Here is a 17,470-nt window from a genome sequence, read left to right as displayed (position 1 = left end):
TTGCGAGGGACAGCCGCTTTAACGCCAGCGGCCGGGGCGTGGACGATCAGCTGTCCAGCGTCTTGTCCTTTTTGATCATGGCGTACGCCGAGTGGTTGTGGATGGACTCGAAGTTCTCCGATTCCACCACGTAGGCGTCGATGCGGTCATCGGCGTTCAGTTTGGCCGCGACGTCGCGCACCATGTCTTCCACGAACTTGGGATTCTCATAGGCCTTTTCGGTGACGTATTTCTCGTCCGGGCGCTTCAGCAGGCCGTAAAGCTGGCAGCTGGCCTGGTTCTCCACCAGGTCGATCAGGTCCTCGACCCACACGAAGGTGTTGGTGCGCACCGTGAGTGTCACGTGCGAGCGCTGGTTGTGGGCGCCGTATTGCGAGATTTCCTTGGAGCAGGGGCACAGGCTGGTGACCGGCACCACCACCTTGATGGTCATGACGTCCTGGTTGCCGGTGATTTCACCGATGAAGACGACCTGGTAATCCATCAGGCTCTTGACCCCGGATACCGGAGCCGCCTTGTTGATAAAGTAGGGGAAGCTCATCTCGATGTGGCCGGTGTTGGCCTCGAGGCGCCGCCGCATCTCCGCCAGCATGTCCCGGAAGGATTCGACCGACAGCTCCATGTCGTGGCTGTTCAGGATCTCCACGAAGCGCGACATGTGGGTGCCCTTGAAGTTGTGCGGCAGCTCCACGTACATGTTGAAGCTGGCGATGGTGTGCTGCACGCCCTGGGAGCGGTCCCGGACCACCACCGGATGCCGGATTTCCTTGATACCGACCTTGTCGATCGGCAGGTGGCGCAGGTCCGGCGTGCTCTGCACGTCGGCGATCTCTTCTTCAACGGGACGGGTTTTGCTTTTCAGTTTCATAACCGGGTCTCTTTACCACTCGCGGGCCGCCAATGATGTAGTAGTTGAGTGATACAGTCAAGTTTAGGCGGTTTCACGTTCCGCCGGGGCGTCGGCGGCAACATGGCGCAGGATCGCACGCCGGATGCCGGCGGCGTCCAGCCCGCAGCGCGCCAGCTGCGCGCGATGGTCGCCGTGCTCGATGAAGCGGTCCGGCAGGCCGAGGTTGACGATGCGCGCCGTCAGCCCGGCCGCGACCAGGAATTCATTGACCGCGCTGCCGGCGCCGCCGGCCACCACGTTTTCCTCGACCGTGATCAGCAGCTCGTGCGTGCGCGCCAGCTCCCGGATCAGGTCTTCATCCAGCGGCTTCACGAAACGCATGTTCGCCACGGTGGCGCCGAAGGCCTCGCCGGCCTCGAGCGCCGGGGCCAACATGCTGCCGAAGGCGAGCAGCGCCACGCGCTTGCCCATGCGCCGGACTTCGGCCTTGCCGACGGGCAGCGGTTCCAGTGCCGGATCGACCGCAACGCCGGGGCCGGTGCCGCGCGGGTAACGCACCGCCGCGGGGCCGTTCAGCAGGAAGCCGGTGCTGAGCATGCGGCGGCATTCGTTCTCGTCCGCCGGCGCCATGACCGTCATGTTCGGCAGGCAGCGCAGATAGGAAAAATCGAAACTGCCCGCGTGCGTGGCGCCGTCAGCGCCCACCAGCCCGGCGCGGTCGATGGCCAGCAATACTGGCAGGTTCTGCAGGCAGATATCGTGAATCAACTGGTCGTAACCGCGTTGCAGGAAGGTGGAGTAGATCGCCACCACCGGTTTCATGCCGTCGCAGGCGAGTCCTCCGGCGAACGTCAACGCGTGTTGTTCGGCAATGCCGACGTCAAAGTAGCGGTTCGGGTAACGTTCGGAGAACTGCACCAGGCCGGAGCCTTCGCGCATCGCCGGGGTGATGCCGACGAGGCGCACGTCGCGCGCGGCCATGTCGCACAGCCACTCGCCGAACACCTGGGTGTAGGTCTTGCCCGCGGGTTTTTTTTCCATCTTGCCGGTGGCGGGATCGAAGGGCGTCACGCCGTGGTACACGATGGGGTCGCCCTCGGCCGGTTCGTAGCCCTTGCCCTTGCGCGTGACCACGTGCAGGAAACGCGGCCCCTTGAGGCCACGCAGGTTGCGCAGCGTGCGGATCAGGGCGTTCAGGTTGTGTCCGTCCACGGGCCCGAAATAGTTGAAGCCCAGCTCCTCGAACAGCGTGCTCGGCATCACCATGCCTTTCATGTGTTCTTCCACGCGCTTGGCCAGTTGCCACATCGGCGGGATGGTCGAGAGCACGGTCTTGGAGCCTTCGCGCATGTGGCTGTAGACCTTGCCCGACAGGATGCGCGTGAGGTAGCTCGACATGGCCCCGACGTTGGGCGAGATGGACATGTCGTTGTCGTTCAGCACCACCAGCAGGTCGGCGTCCATGTTGCCGGCGTTGTTGAGCGCCTCGAATGCCTGTCCCCCGGAGAGCGCGCCGTCGCCAATGACGGCGACCACCTGGCGTTCGGCGCCGGTGCGCGCCGCGGCCACGGCCATGCCGAGCGCGGCGCTGATCGAGGTGCTCGAATGCCCGACGCCGAAGGTGTCGTACTCGCTTTCCTCGCGGCGCGGAAAACCGGAAATCCCGTCGGTCTGGCGCAGCGTGTGCATGTGGTCGCGGCGTCCGGTCAGGATCTTGTGCGGATAGGTCTGATGGCCCACGTCCCACACCAGCCGGTCCTCGGGTGTGTTGAATACATAATGAAGGGCGAGCGTGAGTTCCACCGTCCCCAGGCCCGCCGACAGGTGGCCGCCGGTGCGCGACACCGAGGCGATCAGGAACTCGCGGATCTCGCCGGCCAGGCCGGGGAGATCGTCTTCCTTCAGGCGCCGCAGATCGTCGGGGCTGTTGATCGTCTCGAGAAGGGGGCTGTCTTGCGTGGTTTTTCTGGTCATTGGCGGCGTTCGATAATGAATCCGGCCAACCTGGCCAATACGCGGCCATTATCCTCCAAAGGCGCGAGGCTTTCGAGAGCCTGCGTCTGGAGTACCTGAGCGCGGGCCTTGGCTTCCGCGAGCCCGAGTACCTGCGGATAGGTGGATTTGCCGCGCGCACGGTCCATGCCGGGGTTTTTCCCGAGCATTTCCGCCTTGCCCTCGACATCCAGGATGTCGTCGGTGATCTGGAACGCCAGGCCGATGGCATGGCTGTAGTTTTCGAGCGCCGCCAGTTTTTCCGCCGCTACGTCTTCGCGGGCATGGGCGCCGAGCAGGACTGACGCGCGGATCAGCGCGCCGGTCTTGCGCAGGTGCATGTCCTCGAGCTGTGCCAGCGTCAGCGTCTTGCCGCCGGAGGCGAGGTCGATCGCCTGGCCGCCGGCCATGCCGTGCGAGCCGGCGGCTCCCGCCAGCAACATGATCATATGCAGACGCCGGGCGGGGCCGATCGTCAGCGCCGGGTCGCGCGCCAGAATTTCGAAGGCCAGCGATTGCAAGGCGTCGCCCGCCAGCAGCGCGGTGGCCTCGTCGTAGGCCTTGTGACAGGTCGGTTTGCCGCGGCGCAGGTCGTCATCATCCATGCACGGCAGATCGTCGTGCACCAGCGAGTAGGCGTGAATCAGTTCCACCGCGCAGGCCGGAACATCGAGCGCCGCGTCGGGCGCGCCGACGGCCTGGCCGGCGGCGTAAACCAGGCTGGCGCGCACGCGCTTGCCGCCGTTCAGCGTGACGTAGCGCATGGCTTCATGCAGGCGCGCCGGCGCCTGTGCGGCGGCGGGCAGGCACGCGTCCAGCGCGTGTTCGACGCGGTGCTGGAAGCGCCGGAGTTGTTCGGGGAAAGCAGACAATGCCGGACTACTCGTTCTGGTTGTCGAGAGGTTCGGTGGCGAATTCGCCATTTTTCTGGACCAGCTTTTCCACGCGCTGCTCGGCCTCGCGCAGTCCCTGCTGGCAGGCACGCGTCAGCTCGATGCCGCGCTGAAACGACTTCAGGGATTCCTCCAGCGACTGCTCGCCGGATTCCATTTTTTCCACGATCTTCTCCAGCTCCGCGAGCGCGGTTTCAAAGTTGGGAGAGGTGCTGGATTTTTTCGCCATGGGGCTCCAATAGACCTATGCAATAAAAGGTTAAGCTAGCGCACCGCAGCCAAGCACGTCAATTTTCTCACATAAAGACCATTTGTTTTGCATACCCTGTTGATTTGCATCAAGGTTGTCGGACAATGCGCCTGTTACCAATGCGCTTGGATATGCCTGTTTCGGGAGAATCTTGATCATGCATTATGTGCGGCGGACGGCGCAGTGGTTTTTTCTGCGCCTCGAAAAGCTGTTCAATCTCGTATTCGGGGACCGGCTCAACCCGCTCTACCACCTGGGCGCCATCGCCTACCTGATGACCTGGATCGCCGTGGTGAGCGGCGTGTATCTGTATATTTTCCTCGATACCGGCGTGAAAGAGGCCTATACCTCGGTCGAGCGCATCACGCACTATCATTTTTATATCGGGCAGATCATGCGCGGCCTGCACCGTTACGCCTCGGACGGGATGGTGCTGGCGATGGGGCTGCACCTGCTGCGCCATTTCGCGTTCGATCACTACCGCGGCTTTCGCTGGTTCTCCTGGGTGACCGGGGTGTTCGTGCTGTGGCTGGTGTATGCCTCCGGCATCAACGGCTTCATGCTGCCGTGGGACCGGCTGGCGCAATTCATCACCATCGCGACGGCGGAGTGGCTCGACTGGCTGCCGATTTTCTCCGAGCCGATGGCGCGCAATTTCCTGCACGAGGGCAGCGTCAACGACCGCCTGTTCTCGCTGCTGGCCTTCATGCACATCGGCATCTCGCTGATGCTGCTGCTGGTGCTGTGGGTGCACACGCAGCGCGTGGCCAGGGCCGAGACCAACCCGCCGCGCCGGCTGGCGCTGCCGTTGCTGCTGGCGCTGATCGTTCTCAGCCTGGTGTGGCCGGTGCTGAGCCAGGGCCCGGCGAACCTGGACACGGTGATTACCGATCTGAAGTTCGACTGGTTTTATCTGGCGGTCTTCCCGCTGATTTATGCCTGGTCGCCGGAGAAAACATGGTGGCTGGTGCTGGGCGGCACCGGCCTGCTGGTACTGTTGCCGTGGCTGCCACCGGTGCGCCGCGCCGCCAAAGGGTTCCGGCTCACGCTTCGTCCCGGCGATGACATTGTCGTGGCGCATCCGGGCGAGTCGATCCTCGAAGCCGGCCTGCGCGCCGGCATCGCGCTGCCGTTCGAGTGCCGCAGCGGCGGTTGCGGCGAATGCAAGTGCACCGTCCTGCAGGGCAGCGTGGATCACGGCGCCTACCAGGAAAGCGCGCTGACGGAGGAAGAGCGGCGCGCCGGCAAGGCCCTGATGTGCTGCGCCACGCCGCTGTCCGATCTCGATCTCGAATGCGAGAACATCGGCGTGGTGCGCGACATCCCGATCCGCACTTTCATGGCGCGGGTGGAGCAACAGGAGTTGCTCACGGTTGACGTCATGCGCGTAATGCTCAAGCCGCTCGACCCGGAGCCCATCCGTTTCCACGCCGGGCAGTACATCAATATCGTGCTCGAGGACCGCGAGCGGCGCGCGTTCTCCTTCGCCACCGCGCCGCACGAATCCGAATTGATCGAGCTGCACGTCAAGCTGGTTCCCGGCGGCGCCTTCACGACGTACGTGTTCAACGCCATGAAGCCCGGCGACACCCTGCGCTGCGAGGGGCCGCTCGGATCGTTCTATCTGCGCGAAGATTCGGACCGGCCGATCATTTTTGTTGCCGGTTCCACCGGCTTCGCGCCGGTGAAAAGCATGGTCGAGTATGCGTTCCACGCCGGCCTGCGGCGCCCGATGCATCTGTACTGGGGCGTGAAATCGGTAGGCGATTTCTACATGAAGGAGCTGCCCGAGCGCTGGGCGCGCGAACACGCCAATTTCAAATTCATTCCGGTGCTGTCCGAACCGGCACCCGGGGACAACTGGACCGGGCGCACGGGCACGGTGCACGCGGCTATTTTGCATGATTTCCCGGTCATGACCGGCTGCGAGGTCTATGCCTGCGGCTCGGTGGGCATGGTCGAGTCGGCGCACGCGGCGTTCCTTCAAAAGGGCATGACCGAGGACCGCTGCTTCTCCGATGCCTTCAATTTTGCGCCGCATATCAAGGGACAGGGTGGCGAAGTCATACAAACGTCAAATTGATAACTCGTAGGGCGGAATAGCGATAGCGTATTCCGCCGGATGTGGTTCCATTCGGCGCAATACGGCTCCGCCTATTGCGCCCTACGTGAGTTAGTGAGCGGCATAACTCCAGTGTCGTGTTTGCTGTTTTCTATTAGGCGGTACTAAAATTCGATAAGTCTTTGATCTATCAGAAACCAAACTGATATACGGCATGGATATACAGTACTTTGTCGCTTTATAAAGCGACATTTAGGCCGTCTACTTTTAGTTAGGTGTCCTTATGGAAAACGAAAATAAGCCCAATAGTCCCTATTCCGCAATGACCGTTAATGAGCGCCTTTTCGAGGCGGGATTAATGGAGGAATTCGATAAGGCCGCTTTTGTCCATGACGAAGCCAAAATCAGAGAAGTATTAGCTAAAGTCGATCTAGGTCCGGAAGCAGCAGACAAAGTTATTGAGTGGGTCAAAAACTCGCCCCACTCAATGTATCGCAAAAAGAAGGCGTAATTGTTGGGGCTATCACACCTAACAACGCGCTCAAGCCGACGCGGCATACGGCGCCGCGCGGCTTAGCTCAGTCGTTAGACCAATAAAACAAAAACCCCTGACCGTTGCCGGTCAGGGGTTTCTTGCTGGTGGAGGTGGCGGGACAGTTGATCCACATCTTTCGATGCGGCCTGGACTATGCCTTCATCCGATTCCGGATGCGGGGCGTGTTATTCGCTCCCCCTCTCCCTAACCCTCTCCCGCAAGCGGGAGAGGGGATGAGAGGTTTGCGAATCCTAGTGCCTGCTCCAGAGCTATAACTCTTCAGCAAGTCTATGAGTCTCTACAGGGCAGGGAAGGTTGGCCCTTCGCTACCCCTCGGCGTTGCCATGCCATCTTTCGATGGCGTCAGGGTTCGCCGAATGAGCCCCGTTTTCACTCTGCTCTTACGAACAGAGGCGACCAAATTACTAATCGAACCCGCGTCCGCAAGCCCTACATCCATGGTTCTACATGCGTAGTCTGTCTTTGATTTGACTCAGCGTGTTCCGGCAGACAGGACCACTGCTGAGCTGAGCCTGCTTGGATTTAACGCTTGCTCAACAGGCACGAGCCGGCGCGATCCCGTGTGATCGACCTTTCCATCCCAGCCCACGGGCGAAACTCGGGCGGAAAGGTTAGCGGGGATTAAGCCGCTAAGGCGTAGTTGTCGTTGTTGGCAACTATGTGTTTGCCGCTGGATTTACGAGGAGATCGGCACCTCGGCATGCCCCAGAGGTTTCGTGACCCACGTCGAAACCAGGTCACCCCCAAGAACGTTCACAGTATACCGCATTCCCGGCGGCACGGCCTGATACTGGGGTCGCCGGCCGGCGATTTCAATGCCTTGCGCGCCCGGCTTGACATATATTAAACAATTGTTTAATTATGTCTCATGGCCAGCACCGCGGCAAAACCGAAAAACAGGACAGCGCCACGCCGGCGCCCCGGGCGCCCACGCGGAGAGACTCATACCGAATCGATTCGCGCCGCGTTAATCAAGGCGGCGCGCGAGCTTTTTGCCCAACGCGATTTCAAGGCCGCCTCGGTGCGCGAGATCGCGGCCGCGGCGCGCGTGAACCCGGCCATGATCCATTATCATTTCGGCGACAAGGACGGGCTCTATCGGGCCATGCTGCAGGAAACCATGGGCCCGGTGCTGCAAAAGGTGCAGGAACTCATGAATCACGCCAGCGGCCGCCCGGCGAGTTCGATTCACGACGCGCTGGAGGCGGTGATGACCATGCTGGCGCACGAACCGTGGGTGGCGCGACTGATCGTGCGCGAGGTGCTGGCCGAGGAGGGGCCGTTCCGCGAGCTGTTCATCCGCGAATTCGCCGCCAAGGGCGGCGGGCGCGTGCCGCAGTTGCTGGAGCGGGAAATGACGCACGGCCGGATACGCAAGGATCTGGATCCCACGCTGGGTGCGCTGTCGTTCATGAGCATGGCGCTGTTCCCGTTCATCGCGCTGCCGGTGATGGAGAAGGTATTCGGCATCCGCATGACGGATGCCTTCACGCAACGTCTCATCGATCACAGCACGCGGCTGTTCTACGAGGGCGCCGGAGCGCGCCCGCGTCGCGCGGAAAAGAAAGCGAGGTGAAGCATGCTCGGCCATGAACATGGATCTCGTCGCAATTCATTCCCAATGGCTGCTGCCGTCATGGCCGCGCTGCTGGCCAGCATGGGCGCAGGAGCAGAGGAAGCCAGCTCAACACTGACCCTGCCCGGGGCCATCCGCCAGGCGCTCGACTTCAATCCGCAACAGGTGTCGCAGCGTCTGGAGGTAGCGAAATCGGAGAACGAGCTGCGCGCCGCGCGCGGCGCGAAACTGCCGTCAGTTGATCTGACTGCCTCGGCCACGCGTTACGGCTATCCCACGTTCGTGCATTCCATCCGCGAGCTGGGCACGTTCCCGCCGCTCGACGATACCATCTACGACTACGGCGTGGCACTCAAGCTGCCGCTGTACACCGGCGGCAAGCTGTCGCAGGGCGTGGTGCTGGCCGATCTCACCCGAGAGATTTCGCTGGAACGCGAGCGCCTGGGCGTGCAGGAGCTGAGCTACAACGTCAGCACCGTGTACCTGAAGATCGAGCAGCTGGCGGCGCTCGGGCAGGCCTATGACGCGCGCATCGAATCGCTCGACTCGCAGGAACAGCGCATCGCGTTGTTGCGCCGCGTCGGGCGTGCCGCCAAGCTCGATTACCTCAAGGTCCACGGCCAGTTGACCAAGGCACGCCACGATCGTTTACAGATCGAAAATCGCCGCCAGGAGGCGCGCAGCCTGCTGTATCAGCTCATGGGCCGGGAGCGGCCGGCGCAGGAAACCCCGCTCGCGCGTTACGAAGCCGCGCCGGCGCCGGCCCGGAACCTCGAAGAGGTGAAGCAGCAGGCTTTCGCGCAGCATCCCGAGCTGCGCATCGCCGAGCAGCAGAGCAATGCCGGCGCCGCGCAGGAGGCCATCGCGCGCGGCGAGCGCTACCCGGCGCTGTCGCTGGTGGGCGGTTACGGCGAGCGCCGCGGCGGCGATACCAGCCAGTTCTACGAGGACTGGGCCGTCGGTCTGCAATTCTCGGTGCCGCTGCTGGATGGCGGCGTGCGCCGCGCGCGTGTGGACGAAGCGGTGCTGGCGCGCGAACAGGCGCGCCAGGGTATGGAACAGGCGCGGCTCGAGGTGGCGAAACAGGTGCAGGACGCGTGGGACGCGCAGGCCGAGGCCGAATCGCGCCTGCAAGTGACCGGCACCAGCATCGAGGAGGCCACCGAAGCGCTCGCCATCGAGAAACTCAAGGTCGAGCAGGGCGTGGGCGTGATCACCGACCTGCTCAACGCCGAAAGCGCGCTGCTCACGGCGCAGGCCGACCGCTTGCAGGCGCAGTTCGACCTGATCGTCGCGCGGCTGGGTCTGTTGCGTGCCACCGGCACGCTCGATCCCGAACGAGTCGCGGCGTTGCTGAAGCCGCAGTCCAATTCTGTCGAGGAGCATGAAAAACCATGAAGAAACCTCGCATACGCATTCGCATCCTGATCGTAGGGCTGGTGGTGGCGACCGGCCTCGCCGTTTATTTCGTCCCGCGCCTGCTCAACAACCGCGACAACGGCATGCTGGCCTCCGGCACGGTCGAGGCGACCGAGGCGCAGCTCGGATTCCAGGCATCCGGGCGCATCGAGTCCATCGGCGTGCAGGAAGGCGACAAAGTCAAACAGGGTCAGGTGCTGGCGCAGCTCGACACGCGCGAAACCGGGGCGCGGCTGGCGCAGGCCAGGGCGCAGATCGCCGCCACCGAATTGCGCCTGCATGATGCCCAGCGCGATCTCGGAAGGAGCCGCGAACTGCTCGCGGGCGGCGCCATCGGGCAGGAGGCCTACGACAAGGCGCAGCTCGCGTACCGGGTGGCGCAGAGCGACAACACGCAGGCGCGCGCGAGCGCGCAGGCGATCGAGGCCGTACTCGCCAACATGATCATCCATGCCAGTTTCGACGGTGTCGTGACCGTGCGTCATCGCGAGCCGGGCGAGATCGTGGCGCCGGGCGTGCCGGTGCTGACCGTCATGAACCCGGATGATCGCTGGGTGCGCATTTACATTCCGGAGTATCGCATCGGCGCGGTGCACCGCGGGCAGAAGGCCGCCATCCAGACCGATACGTATCGCGACAAGCGTTATGGCGGCGAAGTCATCTACATCGCCTCCGAGGCCGAGTTCACGCCCAAGAACGTCCAGACCGCCGAGGAGCGCGTGAAGCTGGTGTACGCCGTGAAGGTGCGCGTGACCGACGATCCCGGCTTCGAGCTCAAGCCCGGCATGCCGGCAGACGTGACACTGGAGACGGCGGCGCCGTGAATGCTGCCGCGCCCGCCATCGTGGTGCGGGATCTCGACCGTCGTTTCGGCGAGGTGCGCGCCATCGAGGGCGTCGGCTTCGAGGTGGCGCCTGGAGAACTGTTCGGCGTTGTCGGCCCGGACGGCGCCGGCAAGACCACGCTGCTGCGCATGCTGGCGGGCGTGCTGAAGCCGGACGCGGGCGACGCCCGGCTCCACGGTGTGAGCGTGGTCAACGATCCCGAAACGGTCAAGCACGAGATCGCCTACATGCCGCAGCGATTCGGGCTCTATACCGATCTCACGGTAATGGAGAATCTGGAGTTTTATGCCGATCTCTACGGCGTGCCGGCGGCAGAGCGGCGTAAACGCCGGGAACGGCTGTTCCAGTTTTCCAATCTCGGTCCGTTCAAGGACCGGCTCGCGGGCGCGCTGTCGGGCGGCATGCGCCAGAAGCTCGCGCTCTCCTGCGCGCTCATCCACATGCCGAAAATCCTGCTGCTCGACGAACCGACTTTCGGCGTCGACCCGATTTCGCGCCGCGACCTGTGGCTGATCGTACACGAGATGGTGGAGGAGGGCGTCACTGCCGTGGTTTCCACCGCCTATCTCGACGAGGCCGAGCGTTTCGACCGGGTGGCGCTGCTGCACCGCGGCCGGCTGCTGGCGCTGGACGCGCCCGCGCGGCTGCAGGCGACGCTCGCCGGCGAGATGCTGGTGGTCGAGGTCGAATCCGCGCGCGCCGCGCGCGAACTGCTGGCCGGGCTCCCGAGCGTGCGCAAAGCGACACTGTTCGGCGACAAGCTGCATGTGCTGACGGACTCGGCCAGCGCGGCCGCGCCGGAAATCGAACGCGTCCTGCGCGATGCCGGTCTCGTCGTGCACGGCATTCGCCGCGCCGAGGCCTCGCTCGAAGATGTTTTCATCGAGCGCATGACGGAGGACGCATGAGCAAAGACTCCATCGCCGTGACCGCGAGCGAACTGACACGCGTGTTCGACCGATTCGTCGCCGTCGATCATGTCTCGTTTGATGTGCGTACCGGCGAGATCTTCGGCTTCCTCGGCCCCAACGGCGCCGGCAAGACTACTACCATCAAGATGCTGACCGGGCTGCTGGCGCCGTCATCGGGGCAGGGAACGGTGGCGGGATTCGACGTCGCCACGGCGCCCGAGGAGATCAAGCGGCGCATCGGCTACATGTCGCAGCTGTTCTCGCTATACGCCGACCTGACGGTGGAGGAGAACATCGCGTTCTTCTCCGGCCTGTATCAGGTGCCGCGTGCAAAGCGCGATCAACGTCGCGACTGGGTGCTGGAAACGGCCGGCCTCACCGATCAGCGCAAACGCCTGACCGGCGAGCTGCCGCTTGGCATCAAGCAGCGCCTGGCGCTGGGTTGCGCGGTGCTGCACGAGCCGCCGATCCTGTTCCTCGACGAGCCGACCTCGGGTGTCGATCCGCTTTCACGACGGCGTTTCTGGGACCTGATCCACGCGCTCACCGAGCGCGGCACCACGGTCTTCGTCAGCACGCACTACATGGAAGAGGCGGAGTACTGCCATCGCCTCGCGCTCATGAATCGCGGCAAGCTGATCGCGCTGGATACGCCGGTGCGGTTGCGCAACGCCGACACCGAACCGCTGTTCGAGCTGAAGACCGGCGACAGCCCGCGCGCCGTGAAACTGCTGCAACGGATGGAAGGCGTGCGCGAGGCGGCGATGTACGGGCGCGCGGTGCACGTGGCCGTGACCGACGCCGAACGCGCGCAGCGCGAGATCCCGGCGCGGCTCGCGGCCGAGGGCATCGCCTTGCAGGGCATGGAGCGGATCACGCCGTCGCTGGAGGATGTTTTCGTGTTCCAGGTGCGGGCGGCGGGTGGCGCGCCGGTGGATTAACAACGGAAAATTACTGATTTCTAATTTCTGATTCCTGATTAAAACCCAGGTACAACAATCAGAAATTAGAAATCAGAAATCAGGAATTACTCGGAACCAAGGAACTCCCGATGATCAATCCTGGACGATTAATGGCCATGGCCCGCAAGGAGGCGATCCAGCTGCGACGCGACACGCGCAGCCTGATTCTGGCATTTTTGCTGCCGGTGATACTGCTGATCATCTTCGGCTACGCCATCAGCTGGGATGTCAGGAACATCAAGACCGCGGTGCTGGATCAGGATCAATCGGCGCAGAGCCGCGAATTACTGGAGGCCTTCCGTTCTTCAGGTTATTTCACGTTCCAGCGGCAGCTCAGAAGCGCCTCCGAGATCGCGCCGCTGCTCGACGGGGTTTCGGTGCAGCTGGTGCTGGTGATCCCGCCTGATTTTTCTTCGCATCTCAACGCCGGGCAATCCGCGGAACTGCAGGCGATCGTCGACGGCAGCGACGCCAATACCGCGACCATCATCCTCAATTATGCACGTGCCATCGTGCAGACCTATTCGCTCAATGTTCAGTTGCAGGGCAAACAGGTCACGCTGCCGCTGCGTGCCGAGACCCGTGTCTGGTTCAACGAGGAACTGGTGTCACGCAACATGATCGTCCCCGGACTGGTGGCCATGATCATGATGATCGTGTCGGCGATGCTGACGGCGACGACCATTGCGCGTGAATGGGAGCGCGGCACCATGGAACAGCTGGCGGCGACGCCGGTGTCGCGCGTCGAGGTGATTCTGGGCAAGATGCTGCCGTACGTCGCCATCGGGCTGATCGACATGGTGCTGATATCGCTGCTTGGCATGTTCCTGTTCGGCGTGCCGTTTCGCGGCAATCCGGCGCTGTTCATAGTGCTGTCGTTTTTCTTCCTGGTCGGTGCACTCGGGCTCGGCATCGTGTTCTCGGTGCTGGGGCGCTCGCAGTTGCTGGCCACCCAGGTGGCGATGCTGGCGACCTTCCTGCCGGCCGTGCTGCTGTCCGGGTTCATGTATGCGATCACGGTGATGCCGAAGGCTTTGCAACTCGTCACTTACCTGGTCCCGGCGCGCTATTTCCTGGTGGTGACGCGCGGAATATTCCTGAAGGGGGTGGGGGTCGAAGTGCTGTACGTCCAGGGCCTGCTCATGGTCCTGTTCGCCGCGATCGGACTGTTCCTCGCCGTGCGCGTGTTCAAAAAGGAGCTCGTCTGATGTGGGCCGGCAGCCGCGAGCGGATCCGCGAAATGGTGCGCAAGGAGTACCTGCAGCTGTTCCGCGATCCGCGCCTGTGGCGCATCATGTTCATCGCGCCGCTGATACAGCTGATCGTGTTCGGTTATGCGGTGTCCACGGACGTCCACGATACCTCGACCTTCGTCGTGGATCACAGCAACAGCCGGGCATCACGCGAGCTGGTGGATGCCTTCACCGCCTCCGGCTATTTCCGTGTCGTGGGCGGTTCGCGGCGCCCGGCCGACCTGGTGCGCATGCTCGACGCCGGCGATGCGCGCGTCGGCATCGAGATACCGGCGGATTTCTCCGCGCGCCTGCATGATGGTGCCGGCGCCGTGGTCCAGATCGTGTTCGACGGTACCGACTCCAACACCGCGACGGTGGCGCAGGGTTACGCGGAACGCATCGTGCAGAATTACGCCGCGCGCCTGAGCGGCGACGTCCGGCTGGCCATCGAGTTGCGCGAGCGCGCCTGGTTCAATCCCAATCTTGTCAGTCGTGATTACAATGTTCCGGCGGTCGCGGGCGCGATCGTCTTTCTCATGTGCCTGCTGTTGACGGCGCTGGCCGTGGTGCGCGAGCGCGAGATCGGCACGCTCGAGCAGCTCATGGTCAGCCCGCTGGCCGCCTACGAGCTGATCGCCGGCAAGACGATTCCCTTCGCCCTGATCGGCCTGGCCGACGTATTTCTGGTGACGGGCGCGGCGGTGCTCTGGTTCGAGGTGCCGTTCATGGGGAGTTTCTCGCTGTTGCTGCTGGCGAGCCTGCTGTACATCCTGTCCAGCCTCGGCATCGGATTGCTCATCTCCATCACCTCCCGGACCCAGCAGGATGCGTTCCTGACGACGTTCCTGATTTTCATGCCGGCGATCCTGCTCTCCGGGTTCATGTTTCCGGTCAGCAGCATGCCGGAGATATTCCAGTGGCTGACGCTCGTCAATCCCATGCGCCATTACCTCGAGATCGTGCGCAGCATTTTCCTCAAGGGTTCGGACATTTCCGCGCTGTGGCAGCAGTTCCTGGCCCTGCTGGTGCTCGGCGTGGTGATGCTGGGAATTGCCGCCAGCCGCTTCCGCAAGACCGTGGCATAGACGCGCCCTCAGCGGTTTTTGAGCGCGCGCCGCATTTCCAGGTCGGATTCGCGCTTCTTGATGTCGGCGCGCTTGTCGTGCGCCTGTTTGCCGCGGGCGAGACCGACTTCGAGTTTCGCATTGCCGCGTTTCCAGTAGAGCCGCAGCGGGATGAGGGTGTAGCCCTTGCGTTCGGTGGCGCCGATCAGCTTGTTCAGCTCCAGGCGGTGCAGCAGCAGTTTGCGCGAACGCACGGGATTCGCCTTGATGTGGGTGGAGGTGGACGTCAGCGGCGAGAAATGCGCGCCGACCAGAAAGGCCTCGCCGTTATCAATGACCACGTAGCCTTCTTTCAGCTGCGCGCGACCGGCGCGCAGGCATTTGACCTCCCAGCCCTGCAGCGCGAGCCCGGCCTCGTACTTGTCCTCGATGAAATAATCATGCCAGGCCTTGCGGTTCTGGGCGATGACGGGATTGGGCGTATCGTCTTTCTTTTTGCTCATCGACCACCGCGGCGGCGCACCCGCTGCTTCGCAGGCGATGTTGGCTTATGCTTTATATAAGGAATGGACATGATGCCGATATGCGTGACGCTGTTTGCCGGTGGACGGCCCACACCGAGTATGCCACATTCTTGCCCGCCCGAGAGGAATGGGCCCTCACACCGGTGACCGCCGAAGCACGATGATCACAACGCAAAAACACCCCGCGCGCCGCAACCCCCTGCGTTCCGGCAGGAAGAACGTGCACGAGCGCTGGTCCTCGCGGGGAATTTTCGTGCTGGCGGCGGGCGGCGCCGCCATCGGCTTCAACAACTTCTGGCAGTTCCCTTACCTGGCCGTGGAGCATGGCGGCGGTGCGTTTCTGATTGTCTATCTCCTGAGCGTGCTCCTGATCGGCCTGCCGCTGCTGATGGCGGAGTTCGCCCTGGGGCGCAGCGGACGCGCCTCGCCGATCGGCGCCTTCCGCTTCCTGACCCAGCGCGCCCGCGCCAACCCGTTGTGGAAAGTGGTGGGGTGGATGGGCGTGCTCAGCGTGTTTCTGATCCTGTCGTATCTCAGCGTCATCGCCGGTTGGGTCATCGCCTACATGCTGCGCGCGGCCTTCGGCGTTTACGTTGGCCTGACGGCCGATGGCATGAGCGCCCAGTTCGCGCAGATGGTGATGGATCCCGAGCGGCAGCTTTTCTGGCACACGCTGTTCATGACCATCACCATGCTCATCGCCGCCCGTGGCGTGCGCCATGGACTGGAGATGGTGGTGCGCTATGCCGTGCCGCTGCTGCTCGTGGTGCTGCTGGCGCTGACGGCCTACGTCGCCACGACCGACGCCTTCGCGCATGCCGCCTCGGTGTTCTTCCTGCCGGATTTCAGCAAGCTCACCGGCATGAGCGTGCTCGCGGCCGTGAGCCATGCCTTTTTCAGCCTGGGACTGGGCGCGGGCGCGATGTTGATGTACGGCGCCTACCTCGGGGCCGATGCGCCCATCCCGCGGCTTTCATTCTACGTGGTGGGCGTGGACACGCTCACCAGCGTGGCCGTCAGCCTGGTGGTGTTGTCGATCCTGTTCGCCGGCAACGTGGAGCTGTCGTCCGGTCCCAGCCTGGTGTTCCAGTCGCTGCCGCTGGCTTTCGACCACATACCTTACGGGCGCATCCTGATCGTCGTGTTATTCGGGCTGCTGCTGGTTGCGGCCCTGACTTCGGCGATTTCGCTGGCCGAGCCGGTCATGGTGTGGTTGAGCGAGCAATTCGGCATGAGCCTGCAGCGCTCGGCGATCTTGTGCGGCATCAGCGCCTGGTCCCTGGGCGTGATCACCATTCTGTCGTTCCATGACTGGGCGTTTTCCTTCCAGCTGTTCGGCGTGGTCAAGAAGCTGGGCTTCTTCGACGTGATGCAGGTGCTGACCGCGCACGTGCTGCTGCCGGTGTCGGGCATCCTTATCGCGCTTTTCACCGGCTGGGCGCTGAAGCCGGAGATGATGCGCGAGGCCCTGCCCTTGCGACAGGCCTGGCTTTATCACACCTGGCTGTGGCTGCTGCGTATCGTCATTCCGGCGTTGCTGCTGATCGTGCTGTTCAATCTTCCCGAACTGTTCGCATGACCGCCATCCACCGTTCGGCCATCGTGCCTTACAGCGCACACGAGATGTTCGAACTGGTGGCGGATATTCCGTCCTATCCGAAATTTCTGCCGTGGTGCGGGGGCGCGCGCATCATTTCGGCGCAGGGGGACGAGGTGGTTGCCGCCATCGACATCGCCTACAGCGGCGTGCACCGGACGTTTTCCACGCGCAACCTGCTGCAACGCGACAAGATGATGGAGATCCGACTGCTCGAAGGCCCGTTCAGTTTTCTCCAGGGATTCTGGCAGTTCAAGGCCCTGGACGAGCATTCCAGCAAGATCTCCCTCGATCTGGAATTCGAGGTCGCGAACCGGATCGTGAGTCTTGCGCTCACGCCGGTGTTTTCCAATATCGCAAACCAGCTGGTCGACCGCTTTCACCGGCGCGCTGTCGAGCTGCACGGAAGCGAGGCGTGACGCGGGAAGCCGGCTGGCGCGTCGAGGTGGCCTATGCCGCGCCGTCGCATCAGGAGGTGATCGAGCTGACGGTGCGGTCGGGCGCGACGGTCGGGCAGGTGATCCGTGAATCCGGCCTGCTCGAACGCTTTCCCGAAATCGATCTGGCGCGGAGCCGGGTCGGAATTTTTGGCGAGCTCGCCAGCCTCCGGGATCCGGTGCATGACGGTGACAGGGTGGAAGTCTACCGGCCGTTGCTGGCGGATCCGAAAGAAGCCAGGCGCCGCCGCGCTGAACGCCGCGCGAAACCCGGTACCGGCCGTAAACGCGACTAGC

Annotated in this window: 17 protein-coding genes and 1 other RNA gene; 12 read left to right on the top strand and 6 right to left on the bottom strand. The window is 63.3% G+C overall.

Going from position 1 to position 17,470, the window contains the following annotated elements; translation table 11 throughout:
* Window positions 1–46 precede the first annotated feature (46 nt).
* From folE2 to SCL_RS10405, 4 genes are all read right to left on the bottom strand, one after another.
* Entirely contained in the window at window positions 47–868 is an 822-nt protein-coding gene (folE2, locus tag SCL_RS10420; RefSeq protein ID WP_096361153.1) for a GTP cyclohydrolase FolE2, read from the bottom strand.
* A gap of 63 nt (window positions 869–931) precedes the next feature.
* A complete protein-coding gene (dxs, locus tag SCL_RS10415; protein WP_096361152.1) occupies window positions 932–2,824 on the bottom strand; it encodes a 1-deoxy-D-xylulose-5-phosphate synthase in 1,893 nt (630 codons plus the stop codon).
* On the bottom strand, window positions 2,821–3,714 hold the full coding sequence (locus tag SCL_RS10410) for a polyprenyl synthetase family protein (RefSeq protein WP_197702603.1): 894 nt from the start codon (window positions 3,712–3,714) through the stop codon (window positions 2,821–2,823). Before SCL_RS10410 ends, dxs begins: the two co-directional genes overlap by 4 nt.
* 7 nt (window positions 3,715–3,721) lie before the next feature.
* A complete protein-coding gene (locus SCL_RS10405) occupies window positions 3,722–3,964 on the bottom strand; it encodes an exodeoxyribonuclease VII small subunit (RefSeq protein ID WP_096361150.1) in 243 nt (80 codons plus the stop codon).
* Window positions 3,965–4,142: 178 nt separating this feature from the next.
* On the opposite strand from SCL_RS10405, the gene SCL_RS10400 reads away from it, so the two are divergent.
* Complete coding sequence (locus SCL_RS10400) at window positions 4,143–6,068, top strand: 2Fe-2S iron-sulfur cluster-binding protein (RefSeq protein ID WP_096361149.1); 1,926 nt, start codon at window positions 4,143–4,145, stop codon at window positions 6,066–6,068.
* A gap of 262 nt (window positions 6,069–6,330) precedes the next feature.
* Entirely contained in the window at window positions 6,331–6,558 is a 228-nt protein-coding gene (locus tag SCL_RS10395; protein WP_148665078.1) for a hypothetical protein, read from the top strand.
* A 450-nt stretch (window positions 6,559–7,008) separates the two neighbouring features.
* Here the strand turns inward: SCL_RS10395 and ssrA are convergent.
* Window positions 7,009–7,340, bottom strand: a transfer-messenger RNA (tmRNA) gene (gene ssrA / locus SCL_RS10390).
* A gap of 131 nt (window positions 7,341–7,471) precedes the next feature.
* On the opposite strand from ssrA, the gene SCL_RS10385 reads away from it, so the two are divergent.
* The 7 genes from SCL_RS10385 to SCL_RS10355 all read left to right on the top strand — a co-directional run bounded on the left by SCL_RS10385 (window position 7,472) and on the right by SCL_RS10355 (window position 14,636).
* Entirely contained in the window at window positions 7,472–8,179 is a 708-nt protein-coding gene (locus SCL_RS10385; RefSeq protein WP_096361147.1) for a TetR/AcrR family transcriptional regulator, read from the top strand.
* A gap of 45 nt (window positions 8,180–8,224) precedes the next feature.
* A complete protein-coding gene (locus SCL_RS10380) occupies window positions 8,225–9,577 on the top strand; it encodes a TolC family protein (protein WP_172426021.1) in 1,353 nt (450 codons plus the stop codon).
* Window positions 9,574–10,422, top strand: a complete 849-nt coding sequence (locus SCL_RS10375) for an HlyD family secretion protein (protein WP_096361145.1) — start codon at window positions 9,574–9,576, stop codon at window positions 10,420–10,422. The genes SCL_RS10380 and SCL_RS10375 overlap by 4 nt, the downstream gene beginning before the upstream one ends.
* Entirely contained in the window at window positions 10,419–11,351 is a 933-nt protein-coding gene (locus SCL_RS10370; RefSeq protein ID WP_096361144.1) for an ABC transporter ATP-binding protein, read from the top strand. Before SCL_RS10375 ends, SCL_RS10370 begins: the two co-directional genes overlap by 4 nt.
* Window positions 11,348–12,295: an ABC transporter ATP-binding protein gene (locus SCL_RS10365; RefSeq protein WP_096361143.1), complete on the top strand. Its 948-nt coding sequence runs from the start codon at window positions 11,348–11,350 to the stop codon at window positions 12,293–12,295. The genes SCL_RS10370 and SCL_RS10365 overlap by 4 nt, the downstream gene beginning before the upstream one ends.
* A 131-nt stretch (window positions 12,296–12,426) precedes the next feature.
* The gene (locus SCL_RS10360; RefSeq protein ID WP_197702602.1) at window positions 12,427–13,524 is read left to right on the top strand and encodes an ABC transporter permease; all 1,098 of its coding nucleotides are present in this window, start codon (window positions 12,427–12,429) and stop codon (window positions 13,522–13,524) included.
* On the top strand, window positions 13,524–14,636 hold the full coding sequence (locus SCL_RS10355; protein WP_096361142.1) for an ABC transporter permease: 1,113 nt from the start codon (window positions 13,524–13,526) through the stop codon (window positions 14,634–14,636). The genes SCL_RS10360 and SCL_RS10355 overlap by 1 nt, the downstream gene beginning before the upstream one ends.
* A gap of 8 nt (window positions 14,637–14,644) precedes the next feature.
* Here the strand turns inward: SCL_RS10355 and smpB are convergent, their stop codons facing one another.
* Window positions 14,645–15,118 (bottom strand): SsrA-binding protein SmpB, encoded by a 474-nt coding sequence (gene smpB, locus SCL_RS10350; RefSeq protein ID WP_096361141.1) that lies wholly within the window; start codon window positions 15,116–15,118, stop codon window positions 14,645–14,647.
* A 181-nt stretch (window positions 15,119–15,299) separates the two neighbouring features.
* Between smpB and SCL_RS10345 the strand changes: the two genes are divergently transcribed.
* Genes SCL_RS10345 through SCL_RS10335 form a run of 3 tightly spaced genes read left to right on the top strand, consistent with a single transcriptional unit; the run spans window position 15,300 to window position 17,469 of the window.
* Window positions 15,300–16,718 carry a sodium-dependent transporter gene (locus tag SCL_RS10345; RefSeq protein ID WP_172426020.1) on the top strand — a complete coding sequence of 473 codons (1,419 nt, stop codon included), beginning with the start codon at window positions 15,300–15,302 and terminating at the stop codon, window positions 16,716–16,718.
* Window positions 16,715–17,155, top strand: a complete 441-nt coding sequence (locus SCL_RS10340) for a type II toxin-antitoxin system RatA family toxin (RefSeq protein ID WP_096361139.1) — start codon at window positions 16,715–16,717, stop codon at window positions 17,153–17,155. Before SCL_RS10345 ends, SCL_RS10340 begins: the two co-directional genes overlap by 4 nt.
* The gene (locus tag SCL_RS10335) at window positions 17,152–17,469 is read left to right on the top strand and encodes an RnfH family protein (RefSeq protein WP_096361138.1); all 318 of its coding nucleotides are present in this window, start codon (window positions 17,152–17,154) and stop codon (window positions 17,467–17,469) included. The genes SCL_RS10340 and SCL_RS10335 overlap by 4 nt, the downstream gene beginning before the upstream one ends.
* Window position 17,470: the final 1 nt, after the last annotated feature.

This window comes from Sulfuricaulis limicola, from assembly GCF_002355735.1.
In the GTDB taxonomy this organism is placed as follows: domain Bacteria; phylum Pseudomonadota; class Gammaproteobacteria; order Acidiferrobacterales; family Sulfurifustaceae; genus Sulfuricaulis; species Sulfuricaulis limicola.
Note: the sequence above shows the minus strand (reverse complement) of the source record. Positions and strands in the feature narration are given on the sequence as shown.